This window comes from Marinobacterium lutimaris, assembly GCF_900108065.1.
Lineage (GTDB): Bacteria > Pseudomonadota > Gammaproteobacteria > Pseudomonadales > Balneatricaceae > Marinobacterium_D > Marinobacterium_D lutimaris.
Genome location: NZ_FNVQ01000007.1, coordinates 178757 through 199890, shown reverse-complemented (window position 1 = coordinate 199890; position 21134 = coordinate 178757). Strand labels below are relative to the sequence as shown.

Sequence of the window (21134 nt, the reverse complement as noted above, 5' to 3'; positions counted from 1 at the left end):
AGTTAAAGCGCCAACAGGGATTAGAGCGCAAAAAAGTGCTCGCGGTAGTAGCGCAGCTCTTCAATGGAATCGCGAATATCATCCAGCGCCAGATGTGAGCCTTTCTTCTTCACGCCATCGAGAACCTCAGGCTTCCAGCGGCGCGCCAGCTCCTTGATGGTGCTGACATCCAGATTGCGATAATGGAAGTAAGATTCGAGCTCAGGCATATAGGCGTAGAGGAAACGACGATCCTGCCCGATGCTGTTACCGCACATGGGGGATGCGCCCTGCTCCACATGCTGCTTGAGAAAATCGAGCATCATCTGTTCGGCCTGGGATTCGCTGATATCGCTGGCTTTTACCCGGGCGGTCAGTCCTGACTGGCCGTGCTGGCGGGTACACCACTCGTCCATGCCATCAAGCAGCTCATCCGACTGATGTACGCAGATAACGGGGCTTTCCGCGATCAGGTTCAGATCGGCATCGGTCACAATCGCCGCCATTTCGATAATCCGGTCTTTCTCCGGCATCAAGCCGGTCATTTCCAGATCGACCCAGATCAATCTCTGATCCTGCGCCATATAAGCCTCTCCCCGTCCAAAGCTGTAAATTTTAGCGAATTTAGAATACCTTAGCACATCAAATAACTGGCCCCTGGGACAACGCCCGCAACGATGGCGAAACGCAAACTGACAAGGCGCCAAGCCTGGCGCGTGGAAAAGATTCAGGCGGAACGCGCAAAACGCGCCGAACTCCGTGACAACCGCCTTGATGACAAGCTCGAGGGGGGCGATCTCGGCCCGGAGCAAGCCGGCCTGATCATCTCTCACTTCGGCCGCAGCGTTGACGTGGAAGCGCTTGAGGGCGAGGAAGCGGGCAGTATTCACCGCTGCCATATGCGCACCAACCTGGGCCAGCTGGTCACTGGCGACCGCGTTGTCTGGCGTGCCTCCAACGACGGCGGCGTTGTGGTCGCAACCCAGCCGCGCAAAAGCGAACTGCAGCGCCCGAACAACCAGGGCGAGCTCAAGCCTGTGGCGGCCAATATCGACTTTATCGTCATTGTGTTCGCCGTGGAGCCTCGCGCCCACGCCAACCTGATCGACCGCTACCTGGTGGCCGCCGAGGCCTGCGGCATCGAACCGGTGCTGCTGCTCAACAAGTTTGACCTGCTCGACAGCCCAGCCGGCGCCTACCTTCCGCCGCTGCTGGCGCAGTACGAGAAACTGGGCTACCGCGTGCTCAAGGCCTCGACCACCGCGGATCACGGTCTGGATGAACTCAAGCAAATGCTGAATAACCGCATCAGCGTGTTTGTTGGCCAATCGGGCGTTGGTAAGTCGTCACTGATCAACAAGCTGCTGCCGGGCATCGACCTGCGCGTGGGCGAGCTGTCCGAGCAAAGCCGCAAGGGGCGACACACCACTACGACCGCCCGTCTGTTCCATTTCCCCGATGGCGGCGACCTGATCGACTCCCCGGGGATCCGCGAATTTGCACTCTGGCATATCGATGCCGACCAGGTACTCGACGGCTTCCCGGAACTGCGCGAGCTGCGCGGCATGTGTAAGTTTCGCGACTGCAAGCATGAGCAGGAGCCGGGCTGCGCCTTCAAGCGCGCCCTGGAAGAGGGCGAGATCAGCGAGCCCCGCTTCAACAGCTATCGACAGATTCTGGCTTCATTGAACGATGGACAGCTTCGCGACAGCTGACCGGAGTTTTCTGGCGGCAGCAGCGGACACTAACCTATGACCAGCAAGAACCTTTTCGGACTCGACGACTGGACCGCCTACCTGGGAGACAAAACGCTCCCGGTGCGCACCAGCTCGCTGGTTCGGCTAAAGCACACCCTGGCCAATGACGATTCCACGCTGGCCAGCCTCGGGCACCAGGTTCTCAAAGACCCGGTACTGGCGCTGCATGTCACCCGTCTGGCCCAGTCACGTCACGAAGCCAAGGGCAGCGTTGTCACCAGCGTCGATCACGCCATCGCTTCACTGGGGTTTGGCGCCATCGAAACCCTGATCCGTGAACTGGACACCATGAAGGTTCACCCTCATTCGGTCTCGGAGCGCTCTTTTTTCCGCGCCATTGCGGCGAGTCACCACGCCTCGGTGCAGGTGGCCGACTGGGTTTCGCTGAAACAGCTCCCCTACGCGGAAGAGGCGCGCCTCGCCGCACTGTTCTATGGCCTGGTGCACTGGATGCTCTGGCTCTACGCACCGCTGCACAAGCATCGCTTTCAGATCGGCGTCATTGAAGAGAACGCCAGCCCCGTGGAGATGGAACGCCTGGTGTTCGGCTGCACCACCCAGGAGATGGGCCGTGCCCTGGCCGACCGCTGGAAGCTGAATGAGCTGACGCTGCAGGCGCTGGATCACGATACCTCGCCATCGCTGAGCACCATAAAGCAGCTGCACATGCGCGCCCTGAACGATCCCCGTCTCGAAGAGGAGGATATGCGCGAGCTCAATCACCTGGTTCAGCAGCACTATTTCCCGGTCAAACTGGCCAACTGGATGACGCTCAACGTCAGTCGCAGCTGGACCGGCGAACGCTCGCTACGTACCTTCGACATCATCGGCGATTACCTGGACCAGCCACTGGCCGCCACCATGTCGAGACTGCACCGCAACTGCGCCCTGTCGGCGCGGGAGTTTCATGTACCGGGTGTGATGATGCCCGCCAGCGAACTGCTGCTGCTTCCCGGCGGTGGACAGCTGCCGCATCGCCTCACCGACCAGGAGCTGAAACTCTACGCCGAGCGCTTCCCTGAACCGGCAGAGCCCCAGCAGGAAGAGCTTCCCGTCGAAGAGGAACTGCCGCCAGCGCCGGAACTGCTCAACCCGCATATCTATAAACAGATTTTGGACCGCTTCCGGCGCGGCTACGAGCTTTACACCAAGCAGGCTCATATCCTTCAGGGCCTGATCCAGGGCCTGAACCGGGGCCTGGGCATGGAGCGGGTCGCACTCTGTGTGATCAACACCCGCACAGCCACCCTGCGCACCGCCAAGGCGATAGGGGTTGATCCGGCAGAACCGCTGTCACAACTTGAAGTCGACCTGAAGCAGCCAAGCATATTCTCCAGACTTTGCGAAAAGCCGGCCCTGTTGCAGATTCACGAGGCTAACCGGAAGCAGATCCACAACGGTCTGAGCCCGGAGTTGCGGGGCTTGCTGGAGCAGAATGACTGCCTCATCATGTCCATATTCATCGGCAAACAGCCGCTGGCACTGATCTATGCAGATCGTCAGGGCAGCAATGCTCCACTGGAAGAGTTTCATCTGGAGCATTTCCGCATTCTCTGCAGCGCCGCCACCCGGGCGCTTAAGCAGCTGCCGGCTCACACCCCGTCCTGACTTCGAACCGCCAGATTTGGCCGCCATATTTAGCCGCTATAGTTAAGGAGTTTCGTTTTGACCCATCTACCGCTTGTTATCGAACCGGAGCAGCTGGCTGCCCACCTGGGCGATCCGAACCTGCTCGTCATCGACCTGTCCAGCGCCGAGAGCTACGCGGCCGGTCATATTCCTGGCGCCATCAACGTCAATTCCCAGCGCCTGCTGCGCGGCGAAGCGCCGGTACCGAACAAGCTGCCGAGCGTGGAGCAGCTCAGCGCCCTGTTCTCAGAAATCGGCCTTAAGCCTGAACACCAGGTGGTTGTGTACGACGATCAGAAAGGCCCCTGGGCTGGTCGCATGATCTGGACCCTGGCGATCGCCGGTCACAACCAGGCCAGTTTCCTGAATGGCCAATTCGCTGGCTGGACCGCTGCCGGGCAACCTGTTGAGACCGAAGCGAATCTGCCGACGCCGTCGAGCTTTAGCGCTGAATACGATACTAACCTGGTGGTCGATATCCCATGGATTCTTTCCCACCTGGACAACGGCGATCTCTGCGTCTGGGATGCCCGCGGTGGCGATGAATACCGTGGTGAAAAGATCACCAACGCCCAGGTCGGCGGCCATATTCCGGGCGCCAGACTGCTGGAGTGGACCGACCTGCTTGAAGCCGGACCTGTGCCGCGTCTGAAAGACCAGGACAGCCTGCGCCAGCTGCTTGCTGAAGCGGGTATCGACGCTGGCAAAACCATCATCACCCACTGCCAGACCCATCGCCGCTCGGGCCTGACCTGGCTGGTGGGCCGCTGGTTGGGACTGGATGATATTCGTTGCTACGATGGCTCCTGGTTCGAATGGGGCAACACCCCGGACCTGCCGGTCGAACGCTAAGTTTAGGGCCACCATCTCGGCCCATGGAGAGACCCTTGAAAGACAAACTGTTTATTCTGCTGCAGCACCTGCTGCCCCAGCACCTGCTGTCGCGCCTGGTCGGCATGATCGCCGAGTGCCGTATACGCTGGGTGAAGAACACCTTTATCGAAGTGTTCCGCAAACACTACAAGGTGGATATGAGCCAGGCGCTGGAGGAGGATCCCCGCGCCTACGCCAACTTCAACGACTTCTTTACCCGCGCCCTCAAGGCCGATGCGCGTCCGATCGATGAAGACGCGGACGCACTGGTCTCTCCCTGCGACGGTGCCGTCAGCCAGGCGGGACCAATCCAGCACGGCCGCCTGATTCAGGCCAAGGGCCGCGGCTACAGCCTGACCACCCTGCTCGGCGGCACGCCGTCACGGGCAGAGCCATTTATCAACGGCCGCTTTGCCACCCTGTATCTGTCACCGCGGGATTACCACCGCGTACATATGCCGGTGAGCGGCACGCTACGCGAGGCGATCTATATTCCCGGCGATCTGTACTCGGTGAACAACACCACCGCCGAGGGTGTGGATAACCTCTTCGCCCACAATGAGCGCCTTGTCACCATCTTCGATACCGAGTACGGTCCTATGGCGATGGTGCTGGTTGGCGCCATGATCGTCGCCGGTATCGAAACGGTCTGGGGCGGTCAGGTTGCTCCGGCAACGCGCCAGCCACAAACACTCTACAGCCGCTCGGAACCCGCCCCGATCCGGTTGGAGAAGGGACAGGAGATGGGACGCTTCCATCTGGGCTCCACCGTGATTCTCGCCTTCGGGCCTGAAGCACTGGAGTGGGAGGAAAGCCTGACCCACCTGTCCACCGTCACCCTGGGACGCCGCATCGGCACGTTTAAAGGCGCCACCTTTAAATCCGAGCCTGCGGCCCCATCAAACAGCTAACAGATCGATTACGAGGCGGGAACAGATGACTACAGCCTGGCAGGACAAACTCCAGACACTCGGCTACACATTCGACGACCAGGGCGTGGCCACGGCCGCTGCGCCGTTCAGCGGCGAAGGCGCTGCACTGGTGCCGCTGACCCATCAGCGCATCATCAGCATCAACGGCCCGGACGCGCAGAAATTTCTGCAGGGGCAACTGAGCTGCGATATGGCCGAGGTGAACCGCATCGGTAGCCGCCTGGGCTCTCACTGCAACATCAAGGGCCATATGATCAGTCTGTTCCGTGTGATCAGGCAGTCGGCCGAGGCCATGCATCTGCGCAGCGACGCCAGCATCGCCGACAAGGCGCTGACCACGCTGAAAAAGTACATCATCTTTTCCAAGGCAGAAGCCACGCTGAACGATTCGCTGGTGGGTGTCGGCCTGTTTGGCGCCGGCGCCGAGACACTGGCGACGAAGGTCGTTGCGTCACTTCCCGAAGAGGTCGATGGCGTCAGCGTCGATAACGACGCTCTGGTGGTGAAGCTACCAGGTGAAAACCGTTTTGAATGCTGGCTGCCGGCCGATCAGGCTCTCGAGCTGCTCGACAGCCTGGGCACTGATGCGACGCTGGCCAGCACCGATGACTGGACTCTGCAGGAGGTACGCGCAGGCGTTCCCGATCTGCGTGCCGACACCTCAGAGGCCTTTATCCCGCAGATGACCAACCTGCAGGCGCTGTCCGGGGTCAGCTTTACCAAGGGCTGTTATACCGGCCAGGAAGTGGTCACCCGTCTGCAGCACCGCGGCATTCTGAAAAAGCCGATGTACCGTGCTTCAGTCAGCAGCAGCGAACGCCCGCAGCCTGGCCAGGCACTGCACTCCGAAGCGAAGGAAAATGTCGGCCAGGTAGTGATCGCAGCCCCCACCGGCGGCGACAACTATGAGTTGCTGGCAGTGATCACCAAGGAGCAGGCGGACAACTCAACGGTCCACCTGGAATCCGCTAACGGACCCGAGCTCAGCCTGCTGGAGCTCCCGTATACGCTGGATCCGCGCCTGTTTGAAAGCAAGCGTTAAGCCTGACAACCTTTGGGTGTCCTTATTGATAGCGACACCCAAAGGTTAATGATTCTTAATAAAACTTTACGTCTCATCGCAACACCTCCCCTCTTCACATCGATATACTGCAGATTCTGAAAGGATTTTCACTCGTCAGGACTGCACCCTCCCCATGAACAGATCAACTAAATTCGGACTCGCCGGCCTGGCCGTTATCGCTCTAGTAGCCGCGGGCACTTACGGATACCGCGTTTACAGCGCTGATCCTGCGCCCTCCTATGTCACCGAAGCGGTGCGCACCGGCAAGATAGAACAAACCGTACTCGCCACCGGCATGCTGCAGGCCTCCCGGCTGGTGAATGTGGGCGCCCAGGTGTCCGGCCAGATCGAATCCCTGGCAGTAGCCCTGGGGCAGCAGGTCAAGGAGGGCGACCTGATCGCCCAGATCGACAGCCTCAGCCAGCAGAACAATCTGAAAGAGGCCGAAGCCTCGCTGAAAAGCATCGACGCCCAGATCCGCGCCAAGAAAGCACAGATTGAACAGGCCAGCCTGGAGTTCGCACGCCAGGAGCGGATGCAGGCGGCCAACGCCAGCGCCCGGGCCGATTTCGAGAGCGCCCGCGCCAGCCTCACCGTCTATCGCGCCGAACTGGAGCAACTGAACGCCCAGCGTGAGCAGGCCGTGGTCAGCGTCGATACCGCCAAGCTCGACCTGGGCTACACCGAGATCACCGCACCGATGGACGGCACCGTGGTCTACACCGCCGTCGAACAGGGCCAAACCGTTAACGCCAACCAGAGCACACCCACCATCGTCGAGATGGCGCAGCTCGACAAAATGACCGTGGAGGCTCAGATCTCCGAGGCCGACGTGATCAACGTCAAACCGGGTCAGGAAGCCTACTTCACCATTCTCGGTCAGCCCGACAAGCGCTATCGCGGCACCCTGCGCGCCATCGAACCCGGCCCCACGCTGATGGACGGCGACGATGCCGATATGAGCGCCAGCGACAGCGATGCGATCTACTACAACGGCCTGTTCGATGTGGATAACCCGGAGGGCGTGCTGCGCATCGGCATGACCGCCGAGGTCTCCATCGTGCTGGCCAACGCCGACAACGCGCTGCTGGTGCCCGCCCAGATCCTGCAGAAAAAGCCGGCTGGCCGTGGCGAAAGCGGCTACCAGGTACCGGTGCTGGCTGACGGCAAACTGGAATACCGCCCGGTTAAGGTCGGCATCAACAACAAGGTGTTCGCCCAGATCACCGAGGGGCTCAGCGAAGGCGACCAGGTCGTCACCGGCATGTCCAACGGCGAAGGCAACATGTTCCAGGCACGCCGCGGGCCGATGGGGTTCTAAATCATGGCCGAAGCACTGCTTGAACTGCGCGGTATCAGCCGCGCCTTTCCCGCCGGCGATCAACCGCTGACCGTTCTCAAAGAGGTGGACCTGAGTATCCATCGCGGCGAGATGGTGGCGATTATCGGCTCATCCGGCTCCGGCAAATCCACGCTGATGAATATTCTCGGCTGCCTGGATCGCCCCTCATCCGGTACCTACAGGATCAACGGCCGGGATATCTCCACCCTGAATGCGGATACGCTGGCGGAGCTGCGCCGCGAGTACTTCGGTTTTATCTTCCAGCGCTACCACCTGCTCGGCGACCTCAATGCCATGGGCAACGTGGAGGTGCCTGCGATCTACTCGCTGCAGGACCGTCAGACCCGGCACGAACGCGCTGCAAAACTGCTCACGCGCCTGGGTCTTGGCGAGCGTCTGGATCACAAGCCCAGCCAGCTCAGCGGCGGTCAGCAGCAGCGGGTCAGTGTCGCCCGCGCACTGATGAATGGCGGTGACGTGATTCTCGCCGACGAACCCACCGGCGCCCTGGACAGCGCCAGCGGCGAAGAGATGATGCGCCTGCTGCGCGAGCTGCACGATGACGGTCACACCATCATTATCGTCACCCATGATCCCAAGGTGGCCGAGTTTGCCGACCGTATCATCGAGATCAAGGATGGCGAGATCGTCAGCGATCACAGCAAAAAGCAGCCCCCGGAAAACATCGAAATCCGCGACGAGGCTCCCCCCAAGGCGCGCCACCCCTGGCTGAATGCCTGGGAGGCTCAGCTGGAAGCGCTGAAGATGGCCCTGCTGGCGATGTCCTCGCACCGGCTGCGCACCTTTCTGACCATGCTGGGCATCATCATCGGCATCGCCTCCGTGGTCTCGGTGGTAGCCCTCGGCGCCGGCTCGCAGCAACAGATCCTCTCCAATATCGCTTCCATGGGGACCAATACCATCGATATCCGCCCTGGCAGCGGTTTTGGCGACCGGCGCTCCGGCCGGGTACGCACGCTGACCAGCCAGGATAGCGAGGCGCTGGAGAATCTCAGCTTTGTTGATAGCGTAACGCCGTCGATCAGCTCCAGCGCTACCATCCGCTTCGGCAACCAGGCGGTCAGCGCCAGTATCAGCGGTGTCGGGCCGGACTTCTTCCGTGTGCGCGGCTATGAACTGGCCCAGGGCCAGTACTGGGATGACGCCAGCGTCAAAACCCTGGCGCAGGAAGCGGTGATCGATAACAACACTCTTAAGGAGCTGTTCCCGGACTCCAACCCGATCGGCCAGGTTATTTTCCTCGGCGATCTGCCGGTGCGCATCGTTGGTGTTACCGCGCCGCGCCAGAGTGCCTTTGGCAATAATGACTCGCTGACGGTGTGGATCCCTTACACCACCATCGCCGGGCGCATGGTGGGGCAGAGTTACCTCAACGGTATCACCGTGCGGGTCAACGCCTCGGTGCCCAGCGATGCCGCGGAACAGGGGATCGTTTCCCTGCTGAAGATGCGTCACGGCAAGCAGGACTTTTTCACCATCAACACCGATACCATCCGCGCCAGCATCGAGCAGACCACGGCGACGATGACGCTGCTGATCTCAGCGATTGCGGTGATCTCACTGGTGGTGGGCGGTATCGGCGTGATGAACATCATGCTGGTCTCGGTCACCGAGCGCACCAAGGAGATCGGGGTGCGCATGGCGGTGGGCGCACGGCAGGCGGATATCCTGCGCCAGTTCCTGATCGAGGCGGTGCTGGTATGCCTCTGCGGCGGGCTGCTCGGTATCCTGCTGGCCTACCTGATCGGTGTCGGTTTCAGCTACTCCGGCAGCAGCTTCAACCTGATCTACTCCAGCAACTCGATCCTGGCCGCCTTTGCCTGCTCCACCCTGATCGGCGTGCTGTTCGGCTTCCTACCCGCACGCAACGCCGCCCGGCTCGACCCGGTCGATGCCCTGGCCCGAGAGTAAAACGCGATGAAGATAAAACGCCCTTTTCACCCCAAGCTTAGTATTCTCGCCCTCAGTGTCGCTCTGCTGAGCGGCTGCGGTGCCCTGACCCGCTCCGAGTTTCAGGAGCCGAGCGTGCAGGTGCCCGCCAGCTGGCAGAGCGAAACGCTGAGCGACGCGGTCTCCATGGATCCCTGGTGGCAGCAGTTCAACGACCCTGAGCTGAATACGCTGGTTGCCGGTGCTCTGGCAAACAATAACGACCTGGCCCTGGCCACGCTGACGCTGCAGCGCGCGCGACTGCAGGCCGGTATCAGCCGCCAGGATCTTTATCCACAGCTGTCATCCAGTGTTTCCGGATCACACAGTGAAAATCTGGACAGCGGCGCCAACAGCCACAGCTACTCCGCCAACCTGTCGGTCAGTTACGAACTGGATCTCTGGGGCCGCCTGTCCGCCAACCTGGATGCCGCCAACTGGAGCACCCTGGCCAGCGCCGAGGATCGTGAAGCCACGGCGCAGAGCCTGGTGGCCACCACCTCCTCGCTCTACTGGCAGATCGGCTATCTGAAGCAGCGGCTGGCCCTGGCCGACGCCAGTATCGATTACGCCGAACAGACGCTGGAGCTGACCCGGACACAATACGAGGCCGGTGCCGTCTCCCGGCTCAATGTGCTGCAGGCAACCCGCAGTCTTTCCAGCCAGCGTGCCAGCCGCATAGAACTGGATCGCCAGTTGAACGAGGCGCAGAACGCCCTGTCGATCCTGTTCAACCAGCCGCCCGGTGAGATCGAAACCTCGATCACCCAGCTGCCCACGGCAGAGGTTCCTGAGGTACGCGCAGGTATTCCCGCCGATCTGATGGTGCGCCGCCCGGATGTGAAGTCTGCGCTCTACAGCCTGCAGGCTTCCCTCGCCAGCCGCGACGCCACCTTTGCCGACTATCTGCCCACCCTGACCCTGACCGGCCAGATCGGCGATTCTTCCTCGGCGCTGAGAGAACTGCTGCGCGATCCGGTGGGCAGCCTCGGTGTCGGCCTGGTGCTGCCCTTTCTGCAGTGGAACGAGATGCAGCTGAACCGGGATATCGCCGAGATCGATTACGAAAGCGCCGTGATCACCTACAGGGATACGCTCTATCAGGCGTTTGAGGATGTGGATAACGCTCTGTCGGCAATCAGCCACTACCGTCTGCAGAGTGAGGAGCTGGAGCAGCAGTACCAGGCCGCCGAGGAAGCGGAGCGACTGTACGAGAGCCAGTACCGCAACGGTGCCGCCGCGATTCAGGACTGGCTCGATGCCCAGGACGATCGCCGCAGTGCAGAGGAGTCACTGCTGGAAAACCGATACAACCGCCTCACCGCGGTGGCGACGCTATACCAGGCACTGGGCGGCAGCGACACGGCTCCGGCAATGCCTGAGGCTGAACCGGAGGGGGCAGAGTAAAGAAATAAGGATAATCGGGCGGCCGGTTCAGGAAGAGATCAGATACCGGCCGGTCTTTGCCAAAGCGCTATTTAACAGCGCTATTTAATCGGACCGCGGGTGATCGCCGACAGGCTCTCATTCACATCGAACACCTTGGCTTCGATCCCGCTGATACCAAAGCCATTAAGGCGCGCGGTATGTTTTTTCAGATAAGCGCGGGCGTTCTCTTCGGTATCAAACAGATAGATGCCACCAGCCTGTTGAGCACTCTGGCTTTCGGTCCAGATCTTCCACATAAAGCCAGGTTCATCGTTAATGGTCGCCGCCAATTCAGCAAACGCCTGCGCCATCTCTTCACCAAAGGGGCCCGCGAAGGGAAAATCGATCTGCAGCAATGTAGCCATCTTTACTCCTCAGCCAGCTCTTCAACCTGTTCGGGCAGCTGCCACTGCACCGGCTCACGCCCTTGGGCCTGAAGCCATTCATTGGCCTGGGAGAAGGGACGGGTGCCGAAAAAGCCGCGATGCGCAGACAGCGGCGACGGGTGCGGTGACTTCAGCACCAGGTGTTTGCTCTGGTCGATAAAGGCGCCTTTCTTCTGTGCATAACTGCCCCAGAGGATAAACACCACGTGATCGCACTGTTCATTGACCAGGTGGATAACCCGGTCTGTAAACTGCTCCCAGCCCTTGCCCTGATGCGCATTGGCGTTGCTGTCTTCCACGGTGAGTACCGCATTCAGCATCAGCACGCCCTGCCTGGCCCAGGATTCCAGGTAGCCGTGTTTCGGCGGCACCAGGCCCAGGTCCGAGTGCAGCTCCTTGTAGATATTCACCAGGGACGGCGGCACTTTTACGCCCGGCTTGACCGAGAAGCAGAGCCCGTGAGCCTGCCCTGGCTGATGGTAGGGGTCCTGCCCGATAATCACCACGCGCACGTTATCCAGCGGCGTGGCCTCCAGCGCGTGGAACCAGTTGCTGGAGTGCGGGTAGATGGTGACGTGCTGCTCCTTGCGCTGTTTCAGAAACGCTTTGAGCTCAACCATGTAGGGCTTTTCGAACTCCTGCGCCAGCAGCGGCTGCCAGCTGGGGGCGTTATCCAGTGCCATCTTTACCTCATTTGTCCCAGGGACTCATATTGCAATTTATTTCATCGCTGGCCGCTGTTGCGGATACGGCCATCGGCGGTACGTAGCGCCTTGACCACCTCACCGTGCCAGATCGAATAGTAACGAATCTTGCCCGGCGCATGGGAGAAGAAGGCCGACAGCAGCACAATGATAATAAAGTTGATCGCGGCGCTGGCCGGCCAGATCAGCGCCAGCACCAGCAACACGAGCTTCAACAGTACCGCCTGGCCCCTGAGCTGAAACAGCCAGACACCATCGCCCCAGATCTCCATCGCCATCATCAGTACACCGCTGGCCAGCGCCAGCAGGCCGTAGATACGCCACTGCTCAAACGGCAGCTGGAACAGAAACAGCCCCGCCACACCCGCCACACCGACCAGATGCAGGCCGCGCAACGTCAGGCTGATATAGCGTTTGCCGGGAATCTCCCGGGAGGTCTGCGGAAACAGAATCTGCTTGAAGCCCAAGGTTTTCTCCCAACGGGGCTCGGCCCGCTTTGGATTTCAGCCAAAAAGAAAGCCGCACTGAGCGGCTTTCTGTAAACATCTACACCTGCGCGAATCAGACCCGCGGGCGCATGGCCGGGAACAGGATCACGTCACGGATTGATGCGGAGTCGGTAAACAGCATCACCAGACGGTCGATGCCGATACCTTCGCCAGCGGTCGGCGGCAGGCCGTATTCCAGGGCGTTAACGAAGTCCGCATCGTAGTGCATCGCTTCGTCGTCACCGGCGTCCTTCTCTTCCACCTGCTTGCGGAAGCGTTCGGCCTGGTCTTCGGCGTCGTTAAGCTCGGAGAAGCCGTTGGCCAGTTCGCGGCCGCCAACGAAGAACTCGAAGCGGTCGGTAACGAACGGGTTGTCATCGCTGCGACGGGCCAGCGGGCTGACTTCGGTCGGGTATTCGGTGATGAAGGTCGGCTGCTGCAGGCGGTGCTCGCAGGTCTCTTCGAAGATCTCGATCTGGATCTTGCCGAGGCCCCAGCCGTCTTTCACATCGATATCCAGACGCTGGGCGATTTCACGGGCAGCATGCTCGTTGGCCAGCGCTTCGGCAGTGATATCCGGGTTGAAGTGCAGGATCGCATCAAACACAGACATGCGCGCGAACGGCTTGGACAGGTCGTATTCGAAGGTTTCCATCACCTCACCCTCTTCATCACGCACGGTGTTGATCAGGGTGGTGGTGCCGAGGACGCTCTGCGCCACAGTGCGCAGCATCTCTTCGGTCAGGTCCATCAGGTCGTGGTAGTCCGCGTACGCCTGGTAGAACTCGATCATGGTGAACTCGGGGTTGTGACGAGTCGACAGCCCTTCGTTACGGAAGTTACGGTTGATCTCGAACACGCGCTCGAAGCCGCCAACGACCAGACGCTTGAGGTACAGTTCCGGCGCGATACGCAGGTACATGTCGATATCCAGCGCGTTGTGATGGGTCACGAACGGACGCGCACTGGCGCCACCCGGGATCGCCTGCAGCATCGGGGTTTCCACCTCGAGGAAGCGACGTTCTGCCAGGAACTGGCGGATCGCGGCGACGATACGGAAACGGGTCTCGAACACGGTGCGGGACTGTTCGTTGGTGATCAGGTCCACGTAGCGCTGACGGTAGCGCATCTCCATGTCCTGCAGACCTTTGTGCTTGTCCGGCAGCGGACGCAGGCTCTTGGTCAGCAGCTGGTATTCATCCAGGTTCACGTACAGGTCGCCCTTACCGGACTTCTGCAGCGTACCGGTGATACCGACGATGTCGCCCAGGTCCAGGGACTTGGCGAACGGACGCGCTTCCTTGGTGACGTACAGCTGGATACGGCCGCTCATATCCTGCAGCACCATGAAGGCGCCACGGTTAAGCATGATACGTCCCGCGACGGATACCTTGATGCCCGCTTCGGCCAGCTCCTCTTTGCTCTTCTCACCGTGTTCCTTCTGCAGATCGCCGGCATAACTGTCGCGTCGGAAGGTGTTGGGGAAGGCGTTGCCCTGCTCGCGCTGCGCAGCGAGTTTTTCGCGGCGCTCGGCGATCAGGCGGTTTTCATCTTGTTGAGGGGTCTGAGCGTTGTCGGACATCAGGTCTGTACCTTAAAAAGTCGGCTTATATCGTTTCTAAAGGATCCGGATCAGAGACCGGCCTTCAGACTTGCTTCGATAAACTGGTCGAGATCGCCATCGAGTACGCGATCACAGTTGGAGGTCTGCACACCGGTGCGCAGATCCTTGATGCGCTGGTCGTCGAGCACGTAGGAGCGGATCTGACTGCCCCAGCCGATATCGGCCTTGGTGTCTTCCACTTCCTGGGCGGCTTCGCGACGCTTGAGCATCTCCATCTCATAGAGTTTCGCGCGCAGCTGTTTCATACAGGTGTCGCGGTTCTGGTGCTGCGAACGCGCGGACTGGCTCTGCACGACGATACCGGACGGCTCGTGGGTAATACGCACGGCGGATTCGGTACGGTTAACGTGCTGACCACCGGCGCCGGAGGCGCGGTAAACGTCTACGCGCAGGTCGGCCGGGTTGATCTCGATATCCACGTTGTCATCGATCTCAGGAGAGACGAAGACAGACGAGAACGAGGTATGACGGCGGCCACCGGAATCGAACGGCGACTTACGTACCAGGCGGTGCACGCCGGTCTCGGTGCGCAGCCAGCCAAAGGCGTACTCGCCCTCGAAACGGATGGTGGCGGACTTGATACCGGCCACTTCACCGTCGGAGACTTCGATCAGTTCGGTCTTGAAGCCCTTGGCTTCACCCCAGCGCAGGTACATACGCAGCATCATGTTGGCCCAGTCCTGGGCCTCGGTGCCACCAGAGCCGGCCTGGATATCCATGAATGCGTTGTTACCGTCGGCTTCGCCGGAGAACATGCGGCGGAACTCGAGCTGGCTCAGCTTCTCGGTCAGGGACGCGACTTCGGACTCAACTTCGGCGACGGTATCTTCGTCGTCTTCTTCAACGGCCAGGTCCAGCAGTTCGCGGGCATCGCTGACACCACTTTCCAGCGCATCAATCGTGCTGACCACGCCTTCCAGGCTGGAGCGCTCGCGGCCCAGCTGCTGGGCGTTTTCCGGGTTGTTCCAGACCTCAGGATCCTCGAGCTCGCGCTCTACCTCTTCGAGGCGTTCTTTCTTGACGTCGTATTCGAGGTAGGTACGCAGCAGTTGGGTGCGCTCGCCGATATCCTTGAGGCTATTCAGTATCGGGTTAATTTCCATCTGGGTTTCAAAAACTCGCTGCTTGGAAAAAGGAGCGTATTCTACCTGATCCGGGCCGCTGTTTGAATTGTGTACGCCGCCACATCGCAGGAAACTCTCAGGAAAACTGTCGCAACAGTCGCAACCCTGGCGCTGTTTGCCGCGCCGAGCAGGTTTTCACCGAAAAACCGTTCGGAATCGGCTCATTTGGGAACCAATTCGTCACGCTTTTCTCTTAAAATCTATAACCTTAAATATGGCCAAGTTCTCCGCAGCGAGATCCCGCCATACAGCCTGTCAGTGACGATCAAATGGAGCCAGACACATGGACGCCAGTACCAAAACCCAAGCACTCCCCGTGTGGGACGTTTTTACCCGCCTGTTTCACTGGGGCCTGGTCGGCGCCATAGGCTTTGCCTGGTGGAGCGGCGAAGAGGGCGGCATGTGGATGAGCTGGCATATGATCGCCGGTTACGCGGTGGTCTCGCTGGTGCTGTTCCGGCTGATCTGGGGGTTTACCGGCAGCCCCTACTCGCGTTTCAAGGACTTTCTGCGCAGCCCCGGTTTTACGCTGAGCTACCTCAAACAGGTGCTCAGCGGCAAAGCGCCCACCTACACCGGTCATAATCCGCTGGGCGGCTGGATGGTCCTGGCGCTGATCCTTCTGTGTGCCGTACAGGGAATCACCGGTCTGTTTGCCACCGACGATATCTTTACCGAAGGTCCGCTGACCTCCATGGTCAGTGGCGATACCGCCTCTTTCCTGACCAGCGTGCACAAGATCAACTTCAATATTCTGCTCACCGCTGTGGGGCTGCATCTGCTGGGTGTGGTCTATCACCAGCGCTTCAAGCGTGAGCCGCTGGTACAGGGGATGATCCACGGCCGCAAACCAGTAAGCGACGTCCACAGTCACCCGGCGCTGGCACCGTTCATGCGCGGCGCTGTCGTCGCCGTTATCGCAATAGCGTTGTTTGGCACGCTCTACTGGATCGGCTGATTCCCTACTCGAAAACACAGCCTGCAAAAACAGAAAAGGGCGCCAGATGGCGCCCTTTCTCTTGCCGCAGACCCCACACAGATCTCACGACATCTGCTGATATTCGCGATAAAAATCAGTCGCGGAAGTTGTCGTGGCAGCCCTTGCAGGTTTTACCCACTTCGGCGAAGGCCGGCATGATGGTGGCCATGTCGCCAGACTTGGAGGCTTCTGCCAGGGCTGCGGTGTTTTCCTGAAGCTTGTCAAAACCGGCGCTGAACTGATCCATATCTTCCCAGATCGCCGGCAGTGCATCGGTGTCGCCCTTGTCGGAACCGGCGATAAAGCCCTCTTCCGGCATGTAGCTGAGCTGGTTCAGCATCTCGGCACGGCGGGTAAACTCGGCCGCATCATATTCGATATCGCCCTTGGCCATGCCGGCCATCGGACCGAAGTACCATTTGATCGCCTGGAAAACCCCCTGGCGATACTCGATAGCGTCCTCTACATCGTCAGCGTATACATTCAGGCTGCCTGCAAGCAGGGCGCCGCCGAGTGTTGCAATGACAAGCTTCTTCATTCTCTAGATTCCTTCTATTGGGATGGTTTTCAACTTTGTTAGACGATGCTGATGCATCAAGTTCCGCAGTGCACAACTCAAATATCGAAGGCTGCCAGCACTTCCGGCACCCAGCGCTCCACACGTTCGCTGGTTTCTCCGGACTGGGCGTCCTCATCGATAGCCAGGCCCACAAACTGGCTACGATCTTCGGTCAGCGCCTTGGACTCCTCAAATTCATAACCTTCGGCCGACCAGGGCGCGACCAGTTCTGCTCCGCGCTCCTGCAGCAGCTCCGCCAGCAGCCCCATGGCATCTACGAACCATTCGCCGTAGCCGATCTGATCACCCAGGCCAAACAGCGCCACCCGACGACCACTGAAGTCGAGCTGTTTAAGCTCTTCCCAGATCGCGTCCCAATCTTCCTGCAGCTCACCGTAATCCCAGGTCGAAATGCCGAAGATCAGCCGCTCATAATCATTGATGCTGCTGACCGGGTCCACCGCCAGATCGTGCAGGTCGACCGCTTCACCGCCGATAAGTCCGGCGATCTGTTCCGCAACCGTTTCGGTGTTGCCGGTGGTGCTGGCGTAGAAAAGGCCAATCTTTTCCATCTATCAATCCAGTTCACTAACTTAAACAACAAAAAAGCAGCCTTCGCGGGCTGCTTTTCCATTCTAACCGACTCGTTTTTATCTTACCGGCTTAGTTTTTCTGACTCAGTTTCTAACCCAGCTGTTTTTCAAACGCGTTAATTTTCAGGCTGAAACTTAACCGCTGAACTTATCCATCGCGCCTTTGGTCAGGATTTCCATCGCCTCTCTGGCCTGGGTCAGTGCCTTGAGGTTTTGCTGATTGGCGGATTTAAGCGTGTCTTCCAGCTCTTTGGCATAGGCCTGCTGAAGCTGTAGGATATCGCCAGGCGTCTTACAGTTTTGCAGCTCCCGTGTCTGATGCACGGTGGCCTCGATACAGGCCTTGGTGCAATCCATCTGGTGACGGGTCAGCTCTTCCAGCATCTTCGTCTGGATATCGACCAGTTCCTTAAACGGTTCCATCGATTGGCTGAACATTTTGTTCATATCTTGAAACATGCCGCACCCCATCCTTATGTTATTTACTTATAGAGGAAGCTACTGACTCAATCGCAGTTTCCTTTAATTAAGCATTGTAGACTTATCTTCGCAAGACGCCGGTTTGGCAAAATTTCACGAGGTACTCTCATGCGCTTTCTTCACACCATGATTCGGGTCGGCGACCTGGATAAATCGATCTCCTTCTACACCGACATCCTGGGCATGAAACTGCTGCGTCGCAAAGACTATCCGGAAGGCAAGTTCACCCTTGCCTTTGTCGGTTATGGCGATGAGTCGGAACAGGCTGCACTGGAGCTGACCCATAACTGGGATACCAGCGCCTATGACCTGGGCAGCGGTTACGGCCACATAGCCATCGAAGTTGAAGATGTTTACGCCGCCTGTGATGCGATCAAGGCCAAGGGTGGCGAAGTGGTTCGCGAGGCGGGGCCGATGAAGCATGGCACCAGCATCCTGGCCTTCATCAAAGATCCAGACGGTTACATGATCGAACTGCTTAGCCCACAGCGCAAAGACTGACGCCCGGGCTGCGTCTGCCGGCGAAATCCGGTACAATTTGCACCCATATTAGAAGAAACTTAAGTTACTCCTAATGTTCGGATTCAGCTTTTCCGGACCTTGCGGGGTAGATGTGTAGCCGAATGCAGAGTTTACCGGCGGGCCCGCCCAGCGTGGGCCCGGGACAGTCAGTTATTTCGCAAGGCATGGGTTTAATGAAAAAGATCGCACTGATGACAACCGCCGGCCTGCTGCTCAGCTTCCAAGTTGAGCTGGCCTCAGCCGCTTCGATCAGCGCTGCAAAGCGCGCCTTTGATGAGCAGAACTACTCCGAAGCGATGACGGAATTGACCCCTCTGGCACAAGAGGGCAACGCCGACGCACTGAATATGCTCGGCAAGATGTACGAAAACGGCTGGGGCGTTGAAGCGGACCCGGAACAGGCGATGCGCTACTACGAGCGCGGTGCCCGCCAGGGCAACCTGGATAGCGTCAACAGCATTCGCGCCCTGAAAAACAAAGCGTTCAAGAAAGAGTTCGACAGCCTGCTGCCGGACGCGGAAACCGGCAACGCCAGCGCCCAGAACCGCATTGGTGAAATGTATGAATTCGGCCAGGGCGTGGATCGCGACCCGGACACCGCCTTCAGCTGGTACCAGAAAGCCGCCGACCAGGGCAACGTGACCGCCTGGCACAACCTAGGACGCGCCTACAACTTCGGCACCGGTGTCGAGCAGAACTACGAGACCGCCGAGCAGTGGTATCTCAAGGCTGCCGAACAGGGCCATCAGCAGGCGATGTTCTTCCTCGGGACGCTGTACGCCACCAATCATGGCACCGACACCAGCAAGGATTCAGACGTCATCGCCTACGCCTGGCTCTACAACGTGGCGGAGCAGGGTGATCGTACCGCCAGCGCCATCGAGACCCGCATGAAGATGAAGCTGACCGATGCCCAGCTCAGTGAAGCTCAGGCGCTGGCCGAAGAGCTCAAGAGCAAATATATCGATCCGTTCAGCAACTGATTCACTCACGGAAACAGATCCAGCGGGTAAAGGCCCCCGGCCCTGCCCGCTTCCTCTCTGCCGCCCAGGATTTCCCCGAACATGCAGCGCCCCTTTCGAGAAGAGATCAGCGATATCCGCCCCGCCAGCTTTGGCAAACGCCTCATGTCGATGGTTTACGACGGCTTAATCCTGATATCGATCTGGCTCGGCGTCGCCATTGTCGGCACGATGATCAATCAGGGGGGCGTGATCTCCCCGCTGGGTCGCGCAGCGATGCAGTCAGCAGCGTTCTGCTGCAGCTTCCTGTTTTTCGGTTATTTCTGGACCAAAAATGGCCAGACGCTGGGGATGCAGGCCTGGCGCCTGCGGGTGCAGACCTTTGATGGCCAGCGCATCAGCTGGACCCAGGCACTGATCCGTTTTCTCTGTTCCATCGTTTCCTGGATTCCCGCTGGCCTTGGCTTCCTGTGGATGCTAGTCGGTGACGAGCGCCTGACCTGGCATGACCGCTGGTCGGAAACCAGCGTCGTCAGCCTGCCTAAACGGGAAAAGAAAAAGAAGTCCGGGCGCTAGCCAGGACTCGACACCAGTTCCCTCTGTCGGCTAGTGTAAACAACAATAAAAGAAGCCCATGTCGCCGCCATGCAGACCGATGAAAACCGCGCCACCCTTCTGATCGTAGACGACGAGCCGATCAACATTTCGGTGCTGTCGGATATTCTCAGGGACAAGTACCGCATCCTCGCAGCCCGCAGCGGTGAGCAGGCGCTCACTCGCGCCCAGGGCGACATCACCCCCGATCTGATTCTGCTCGACATCATGATGCCGGAGATGGACGGTTACGAGGTCTGTCGCCGCCTGAAGCAGGATCCGAGCACGGCCGAGATCCCGGTGATTTTTGTCACCGCAATGACCCAGGAGCTGGACGAATCCGCCGCCTTCGATGTGGGCGCCATCGACTACATCACCAAGCCGGTGCGCCCGGCCATCGTGCTGGCCCGCGTGCGCGCGCAACTGGAGCTGCAATGGCATCGCCGTCGCCTCGCCGACGACAACCGCCGCCTGGATGAGATGGTCCGCGAACGCACCGCCGAACTCTACAACACCCAGCAGGTGACCATTCACGCCATGGCCACCCTGGCGGAAACCCGGGATAACGAAACCGGCAACCATATCCGCCGCACCCAGTACTACGTCAAGGCGCTGGCCGAAGCACTGCGGGATCTGGGCGACTATCCCGAACTCAGCGACGAAAATATCGATCTGCTCTACCGCTCGGCGCCGCTGCACGACATCGGCAAGGTCGGCATCCCGGATGCGATTCTGCTCAAACCGGGCAAGCTCGATGACGCGGAATTCACCATTATGAAGACCCACGCAGAGCTGGGCGGCGCGGCCATCGACGAGGCGGAGAAATCACTCGGCAACCGCGAAAACTCCTTTCTGCGCTACGCCCGTCAGATCGCCCACTACCATCACGAAAAATGGGACGGTTCGGGCTATCCTCAGGGCCTCAAGGGTGAGGATATCCCCCTGGCCGGCCGCCTGATGGCCTTGGCGGATGTGTACGATGCACTGATCTCACGACGCGCCTACAAGGAGCCCTTCTCCCATGAGCGCGCCAAGGCACTGCTGCTCGAGGGTAAGGGCAAACACTTTGACCCGGCCGTGGTCGAGGCCTTCGAGAAGATCGAAGACAGCTTTATTGATATAGCCAAACGTTTCTCCGACGAGGACTGACCCTTTCGCCTGTTAAG

Annotated in this window: 22 protein-coding genes; 13 read left to right on the top strand and 9 right to left on the bottom strand. The window is 59.6% G+C overall.

The features are described from left to right. Positions 1–20: 20 nt before the first annotated feature. Positions 21–563, bottom strand: a complete 543-nt coding sequence (gene orn / locus C4S72_RS23545; protein WP_104005651.1) for an oligoribonuclease — start codon at positions 561–563, stop codon at positions 21–23. A 93-nt stretch (positions 564–656) separates the two neighbouring features. On the opposite strand from orn, the gene rsgA reads away from it, so the two are divergent. The 8 genes from rsgA (at position 657) to C4S72_RS23505 (ending at position 10932) form a co-directional block, all read left to right on the top strand. Continuing rightward, positions 657–1694: a small ribosomal subunit biogenesis GTPase RsgA gene (rsgA, locus tag C4S72_RS23540; protein ID WP_104005650.1), complete on the top strand. Its 1038-nt coding sequence runs from the start codon at positions 657–659 to the stop codon at positions 1692–1694. A gap of 36 nt (positions 1695–1730) precedes the next feature. Then, positions 1731–3344 carry an HDOD domain-containing protein gene (locus C4S72_RS23535; RefSeq protein WP_104005649.1) on the top strand — a complete coding sequence of 538 codons (1614 nt, stop codon included), beginning with the start codon at positions 1731–1733 and terminating at the stop codon, positions 3342–3344. Between the two features lie 57 nt (positions 3345–3401). Next, positions 3402–4217 carry a sulfurtransferase gene (locus tag C4S72_RS23530; protein ID WP_104005648.1) on the top strand — a complete coding sequence of 272 codons (816 nt, stop codon included), beginning with the start codon at positions 3402–3404 and terminating at the stop codon, positions 4215–4217. 35 nt (positions 4218–4252) lie between these two features. Further along, positions 4253–5149, top strand: a complete 897-nt coding sequence (gene asd / locus C4S72_RS23525; protein WP_104005647.1) for an archaetidylserine decarboxylase — start codon at positions 4253–4255, stop codon at positions 5147–5149. A 25-nt stretch (positions 5150–5174) separates the two neighbouring features. Continuing rightward, on the top strand, positions 5175–6212 hold the full coding sequence (gene ygfZ, locus C4S72_RS23520) for a CAF17-like 4Fe-4S cluster assembly/insertion protein YgfZ (RefSeq protein WP_104005646.1): 1038 nt from the start codon (positions 5175–5177) through the stop codon (positions 6210–6212). 154 nt (positions 6213–6366) lie between these two features. Next, positions 6367–7554 carry an efflux RND transporter periplasmic adaptor subunit gene (locus C4S72_RS23515; RefSeq protein ID WP_104005645.1) on the top strand — a complete coding sequence of 396 codons (1188 nt, stop codon included), beginning with the start codon at positions 6367–6369 and terminating at the stop codon, positions 7552–7554. A 3-nt stretch (positions 7555–7557) separates the two neighbouring features. Continuing rightward, a complete protein-coding gene (locus C4S72_RS23510; protein WP_104005644.1) occupies positions 7558–9507 on the top strand; it encodes a MacB family efflux pump subunit in 1950 nt (649 codons plus the stop codon). A gap of 6 nt (positions 9508–9513) precedes the next feature. After that, entirely contained in the window at positions 9514–10932 is a 1419-nt protein-coding gene (locus C4S72_RS23505) for an efflux transporter outer membrane subunit (protein ID WP_104005643.1), read from the top strand. A gap of 80 nt (positions 10933–11012) precedes the next feature. Here the strand turns inward: C4S72_RS23505 and C4S72_RS23500 are convergent, their stop codons facing one another. The 5 genes from C4S72_RS23500 to prfB all read right to left on the bottom strand — a co-directional run bounded on the left by C4S72_RS23500 (position 11013) and on the right by prfB (position 15258). Further along, on the bottom strand, positions 11013–11318 hold the full coding sequence (locus tag C4S72_RS23500; protein WP_104005642.1) for a monooxygenase: 306 nt from the start codon (positions 11316–11318) through the stop codon (positions 11013–11015). 2 nt (positions 11319–11320) lie between these two features. Further along, on the bottom strand, positions 11321–12022 hold the full coding sequence (gene ung / locus C4S72_RS23495; protein WP_104005641.1) for a uracil-DNA glycosylase: 702 nt from the start codon (positions 12020–12022) through the stop codon (positions 11321–11323). 41 nt (positions 12023–12063) lie between these two features. Further along, positions 12064–12510: a hypothetical protein gene (locus C4S72_RS23490; protein ID WP_104005640.1), complete on the bottom strand. Its 447-nt coding sequence runs from the start codon at positions 12508–12510 to the stop codon at positions 12064–12066. Between the two features lie 94 nt (positions 12511–12604). Then, positions 12605–14113, bottom strand: coding sequence for a lysine--tRNA ligase (lysS, locus tag C4S72_RS23485; RefSeq protein ID WP_104005639.1), 1509 nt, complete (start codon positions 14111–14113; stop codon positions 12605–12607). Positions 14114–14163: 50 nt separating this feature from the next. Continuing rightward, entirely contained in the window at positions 14164–15258 is a 1095-nt protein-coding gene (gene prfB, locus C4S72_RS23480; protein ID WP_104005638.1) for a peptide chain release factor 2, read from the bottom strand. A 304-nt stretch (positions 15259–15562) separates the two neighbouring features. Here prfB and C4S72_RS23475 point away from each other — a divergent pair, with 304 nt between their 5' ends. Continuing rightward, positions 15563–16237, top strand: coding sequence for a cytochrome b/b6 domain-containing protein (locus C4S72_RS23475; protein ID WP_104005637.1), 675 nt, complete (start codon positions 15563–15565; stop codon positions 16235–16237). A 115-nt stretch (positions 16238–16352) separates the two neighbouring features. Here C4S72_RS23475 and C4S72_RS23470 read toward each other — a convergent pair whose 3' ends face one another. The 3 genes from C4S72_RS23470 to C4S72_RS23460 all read right to left on the bottom strand — a co-directional run bounded on the left by C4S72_RS23470 (position 16353) and on the right by C4S72_RS23460 (position 17869). Further along, positions 16353–16796, bottom strand: a complete 444-nt coding sequence (locus tag C4S72_RS23470) for a c-type cytochrome (RefSeq protein WP_104005636.1) — start codon at positions 16794–16796, stop codon at positions 16353–16355. A gap of 77 nt (positions 16797–16873) precedes the next feature. Beyond that, entirely contained in the window at positions 16874–17389 is a 516-nt protein-coding gene (fldB, locus tag C4S72_RS23465; RefSeq protein WP_104005635.1) for a flavodoxin FldB, read from the bottom strand. Positions 17390–17545: 156 nt separating this feature from the next. Further along, the gene (locus C4S72_RS23460; protein WP_104005634.1) at positions 17546–17869 is read right to left on the bottom strand and encodes a phasin family protein; all 324 of its coding nucleotides are present in this window, start codon (positions 17867–17869) and stop codon (positions 17546–17548) included. Between the two features lie 129 nt (positions 17870–17998). Between C4S72_RS23460 and gloA the strand changes: the two genes are divergently transcribed. From gloA to C4S72_RS23440, 4 genes are all read left to right on the top strand, one after another. Then, positions 17999–18391, top strand: a complete 393-nt coding sequence (gene gloA, locus C4S72_RS23455; protein ID WP_104005633.1) for a lactoylglutathione lyase — start codon at positions 17999–18001, stop codon at positions 18389–18391. A gap of 194 nt (positions 18392–18585) precedes the next feature. Next, positions 18586–19395, top strand: a complete 810-nt coding sequence (locus C4S72_RS23450; protein WP_104005632.1) for a tetratricopeptide repeat protein — start codon at positions 18586–18588, stop codon at positions 19393–19395. An 81-nt stretch (positions 19396–19476) separates the two neighbouring features. Further along, positions 19477–19950, top strand: coding sequence for an RDD family protein (locus tag C4S72_RS23445; RefSeq protein WP_104005631.1), 474 nt, complete (start codon positions 19477–19479; stop codon positions 19948–19950). A 69-nt stretch (positions 19951–20019) separates the two neighbouring features. Continuing rightward, entirely contained in the window at positions 20020–21117 is a 1098-nt protein-coding gene (locus C4S72_RS23440) for an HD-GYP domain-containing protein (protein WP_104005630.1), read from the top strand. The last annotated feature ends 17 nt before the right edge of the window (positions 21118–21134 follow it).